This is a genomic window from Stenotrophomonas sp. PS02298 (genome assembly GCF_029959445.1).
GTDB lineage: Bacteria > Pseudomonadota > Gammaproteobacteria > Xanthomonadales > Xanthomonadaceae > Stenotrophomonas.
Genome location: NZ_JASCOR010000248.1, coordinates 1 through 4,084, shown reverse-complemented (window position 1 = coordinate 4,084; position 4,084 = coordinate 1). Strand labels below are relative to the sequence as shown.

The 4,084-nt window shown below is 64.7% G+C and carries 3 protein-coding genes; 1 reads left to right on the top strand and 2 read right to left on the bottom strand.

Features of this window, described 5'->3' with window-relative positions; translation table 11 throughout:
* Window positions 1–1,927, top strand: a 1,927-nt coding sequence (locus tag QMX78_RS20425; protein ID WP_282273081.1) for a penicillin acylase family protein, incomplete at its 5' end; no start/stop codon positions are given.
* Window positions 1,928–2,106: 179 nt separating this feature from the next.
* Here QMX78_RS20425 and QMX78_RS20420 read toward each other — a convergent pair.
* On the bottom strand, window positions 2,107–2,535 hold the full coding sequence (locus QMX78_RS20420) for a RidA family protein (RefSeq protein ID WP_282273079.1): 429 nt from the start codon (window positions 2,533–2,535) through the stop codon (window positions 2,107–2,109).
* Window positions 2,536–2,592: 57 nt separating this feature from the next.
* Window positions 2,593–3,978: a cation:proton antiporter gene (locus QMX78_RS20415; RefSeq protein WP_282273083.1), complete on the bottom strand. Its 1,386-nt coding sequence runs from the start codon at window positions 3,976–3,978 to the stop codon at window positions 2,593–2,595.
* Between the last annotated feature and the right edge of the window lie 106 nt (window positions 3,979–4,084).

Below are 4,084 nucleotides of genomic sequence, written 5' to 3'. Positions count from 1 at the left end.
CGTGGCTTCCCGCGACGGTGTCAATGCGGGCCTGGCCGCCCTGCGGGGGCGGCCATGGCCGTATCTGCTGCTGCGCCAGCAGCCGCGGCCGTGGGAGCTGGAGGACTCGGTGCTGACCGGGCTGGCGATGTACGCCGACCTGCAGGACCCGACCAATACCCGCGAACTGGCGATGGCGCGCATCCGCAGCGTGGTGCCACCCGCGCTGTACGCAATGCTTGCCCACGACGGCAGCAGCTGGGATGCCCCCTTGTTCGGCGCGCCCCGTGGTGATGCGGTGTTACCGGATGCGGCAACGCTGGACCTGCGCAAGCAGACTGGCACTGCACCACCTGCGCCGGTCGCGACGGACTCTGAGGTTCTAGGAAGCAATAACTTCGCAGTAGCCGGCGCTCTGACCGAAGACGGTCGCGCCATCATCGCCGACGACATGCATCTGGGCCTGCGTGCACCAAATATCTGGTTCCGCGCACGCCTGCGCTATGCCGACCCGACTGCGCCGGAGGGCAAGGTCGATGTCGCCGGATTCACTCTGCCCGGCCTGCCCGCGGTCATCGTCGGCAGCAATACGCGGGTCGCCTGGGCCTTCACCAACAGCTATATCGACACCGCCGACTACACCGCCCTGCCCGCCAGCACGCCACTGCGCAGCTACAACGAGGCCATTGCCGTTGCCGGTGCCAACCCGGAAATGCTGCTGGTGCGGGAGAGCGATTGGGGCCCGGTCCTGCACGACGAACCCGGTGGGCAGCTGCTCGCACTGCGCTGGGTTGGTCAACAAGCCGGTGCGGTCCGCCTGGATTTCGCCGACATGGCCAAGGCCGCCGATCTGGACTCTGCGTTTGCAGTAGCCGATCGTGCCGGCATCCCCGCACAGAACCTGCTGGTCGCCGACCGCAGCGGCCGCATCGCCTGGCGCCTGATCGGCGCGCGCCCTGCGCGTGACCCAAGCTGCCATGCCGACGCAGCGGCGCAGGTCAACTGCTCGCCGTGGCCGATCCGCACCGACCACGCACCGGCACTGGTCGACCCGCCCGATCACCGCCTGTGGACAGCGAATGGCCGCGTCCTCGACGGTGCCGCCCTGGCCGAAGTCGGCGATGGCGGTTATGACTTCGGTGCGCGCGCCAAGCAGATCCGCGACGGTCTGTTTGCCCACGAAAGCTTCAAGGAAAACGACCTGCTGGCGATCCAACTGGACGACCGCGCCCTGCTGATGGAACGCTGGTGGAAGCTGCTGCGGCAGACCGTCGAGCACAGCGATGATCCTGCGCTGAAGCGGCTGGAAGCCGCCAGCCGCCAATGGCAGGGCCGCGCCTCCACTGATTCGGTCAGTTACCGGATGGCGCGCGGCTTCCGCGGCATCCTGATGGACAACATGGAAGGCGCGCTGCTGGCGCCGGCCAAGGAACACCTTGGCGAGCGCTACATTCCACCCAAGCTTGCACAGTTCGAAGGCGTGCTTTGGCCCCTGCTCAAGGAACGTCCACCGCATCTGCTGCCACCGCCTTATGAGAGCTGGGATGCATTGCTCGCCGATAGCGCCCGCCAACTGGAAAAAGATCTGGCCGAACAGGGCCCGGATCTGGCGCAACGCAGCTGGGGCGAGCGCAACACCGCCGCGATCTGCCATCCGGTCTCGATGGCATTGCCGGGTCTATTCAAACGCTGGCTATGCATGCCGGCCCAGCCCTTGGCCGGTGACGACAACATGCCACGCGTGGTCGGCCCCAGGTTCGGCGCTTCCGAGCGCATGGTGGTGTCGCCCGGTCACGAAGCCGACGGCATCGTGCACATGCCCGGCGGCCAGAGCGGCCATCCACTGTCGCCATTCTGGGGCGCAGGCCACGACGACTGGGTGGAAGGCCGGCCAACGCCGTTCCTGCCAGGCAAGGCAGCGCACACCCTGAGCTTGAGTCCAAGATAGGAGACATCACCGCGCACGCAACCCCGGCTGGCATCCCGGTGTGGGAGCGGCATAAGCCGCGAAGCTGGATTTACTGGAACCCTCGATGCATATGCAATCTGATGGTGTCCCTGCTTCGCGGCTTACGCCGCTCCCACAAACGGCGGGCCTGGTTGTGGTGACTGCAGCTCGGGCAAGCCTTACTTCAGCCGCACCGTCCACTCCACTTCAAGCTTGGCCTCGGCGTCGAACAGGCGACTGATCTGCACCCAGCTCGCGGCTGGATACTTGCCGTCGGCGAAGAAAGCCTTGCGATCGGGAATCGCCTTGATCAAGCCATCCATATCCGTGGTGAACACCGTTTCCTTGACCACCTGACTGCTGTCAGCATCGAACTCCTGCAGGATTTTCGTCAGCTTTCCATAGCAATCTCGTACCGCGAGATGCATGTCCGCACCTCGGCACGGGACGCCGGAGATATGCAGCGTGTCGCCATCGCGCACCACGCCGGTGTAGCCGATATCTGCTTCCCAGCTGCCAAGTTGATGCCGCTCCAACGGTGCCTCGTTCGCGGTGGCGACCATCGGACTGCTCAACAACCCCAGTATCAACAACGGCAATACGCGCATCGGAAATCCTTTTGAATTGAGAGGAACAACACCTGCGGACTGCATTGGCGAAAGCACTCAGCCTGTCCTTCCCTTGCCGCGCGCACTCCAGCTCAGCAATGGGCCCGTCATCGCCGTCGTCACCAAAGCCATGATCACCAATACCGCGAACAGGCGGTCGCCGAGCAAGCCAAGTTCATACCCAAGATTGAGCACGATCAGCTCCATCAAGCCTCGGGTGTTCATCAACACCCCCAGGCGCAGCGAATCGTGGGCCGGCATGCCCGCACTGCGCGCAGCGGCGAACGTACCAAGCAGCTTGCCAGCGCTGGCCACCGCTATCACCAGCAGGCACAGCCACAGATCACTGACCTGCAAGGCATCGGCGCGCAGGCGCAAGCCGGTCATGGCGAAGAACAGCGGCAGCAGCAAGGTCACCGCCAGGGGCTCGACCTTGTTGATGATCAATTCGCGCAACTGCACATTGGAGTTCGCGGCGACACCGGCGGCGAACGCACCGAACAATGCGTGGATGCCCAAGGACTCGGTCAACAAGGCGCTGGCCAGGGTCAGCAACAGCATCCCCAGCAACCATGCCCCTTCGCGGCCGGCGGCAATCTGTTGCCGTGCAAACCATGGCCGCACCACACCCAACATCAATCCGATGAAAACCGTCACACAGGCCAGACTGAAACCCGCAGCGCCCCATCCGGCTGCCTGCGTGGCCGCAACAATCAACGCAAGCATGCACCAGGCCGTGGCGTCGCCCAGCGCTGCACAGGCAATCGCGGTCTGCCCCAACGGACTGTGGGTCATGTCGCGATCTGCAAGAATGCGCAGAAGCACCGGGAAGGCAGTAATGCTCAGTGAGATGCCGATGAACAGCGCAAACGAAGTGAAGCCCACGCCTGCTGGGCCATGGGCGGGATACAACCAGATAGCCAGCAATACGCCACACAGAAATGGCACCGCAATGCCGGCGTGACTCACTGCAATCGCAAAGCGTCGCCGCCCCTGCAGCCGCCCCAGATCCAGCTCCGCGCCGGCCACCAGCAGGAACATCAGCACACCAAGCTGGCTGACCAGTCCAAGCGGCCCCAATGAACTCGCCGGAAACAGCGCGGCCTGCAACTGCGGGAAGACACTGCCAAACAGCAGCGGCCCCATCATCAAACCAGCCGCCATCTCGCCGATCACCGCAGGCTGGCCAAACCAACGCAGCACGCGCCCGGCACCTTTGGCCACCAGCAGCAATACCAGCAGCTGCAGCAGGAACAACCCCAAGGGTGAGCTCGAATGCAGTGCCGCAGAGCCAACCCTGACGGCCTGCTGCACCGGCGCAGGCACGTCCATCCCGGCGTAACGGGCCAATAGCAGCGCGGCCAACAGCGGCAGTGCAGCCCAAAGCAGATAGAGCCAGCCCCAATGCACCCGCGAGCCGGGGCGATGCGTTCCTGCGTCCATGATCTTCCCTTGCGTAAGCCGGCGATGATACGACCCACGGCTGCGCTGCGGCAGCTTGAAACGCGCGGCCCGCATCACTACGGGCCGCGCGTCGTCACTCCGCCGG